Raw genomic sequence first — 623 nt, 5'->3', positions numbered from 1 at the left:
GCCGCCGCGGCGTGCTCGGCGCAGGCGGCCACCGCGGCGCCGCCGTCGGGGGCCAGTACGACCAGGTGCTCGCCGTCCGGGACGACGAGGGCGGGCTCGGCGTGCCGGGCGGCGGCGGTCTCCACCGCGTCGGCGAGGAAGCGCAGCGGGTCCGGGCCCGGGGCGGCGGGCGGCGGGTCCGCGGTGCCGGTCGGGTGCGGCCGCGCCTCCTCCGCCGCGGGCGGGTGGGCGGCGGGGGCCGCCGGCTCGGCGACCAGCACCCGGAACGGCGCGTCCAGCAGGTCGCCGTACAGCTCCCCGGCGACCGCGCGCGCGTGGTCGGGCTCGCCGGCCAGCAGCATCCGCAGCACCGCCCCGCCGAGCCGCCGCTCGGCCTCCCGCAGCGTCCGGGAGCGCTCGCCGACCAGGGTGAGCAGGGCGACGGCGGCGTGCAGCGCGTAGCGCTCGGCGGCGCCGAGCGGGCCGCCGGTGCCGACGGCGAGGACGCCCCGCGCGTATCCGCTGGTGCCCAGGGTGTGCAGTTCGACCCGGTCGGCGGGCTCCTCGGGCGGGCCCGAGCCGCCGGCGACGGCGCTGGCGGGGGCGGGCCGCGCGCGCAGCCGCTCGGCGTCGGCGGCGTACCG

The 623-nt window shown here is 83.3% G+C and carries 1 pseudogene; it reads right to left on the bottom strand.

Annotated elements, in window-relative coordinates:
* Positions 1-623, bottom strand: a pseudogene (locus tag RKE29_RS30305) (PucR family transcriptional regulator); the annotation flags it as partial.

Source organism: Streptomyces sp. B1866, assembly GCF_031932565.1.
In the GTDB taxonomy this organism is placed as follows: domain Bacteria; phylum Actinomycetota; class Actinomycetes; order Streptomycetales; family Streptomycetaceae; genus Streptomyces.
The sequence above is the reverse complement of the archived record's forward strand: the minus strand, read 5'-3'. Positions and strand labels throughout refer to the sequence as shown.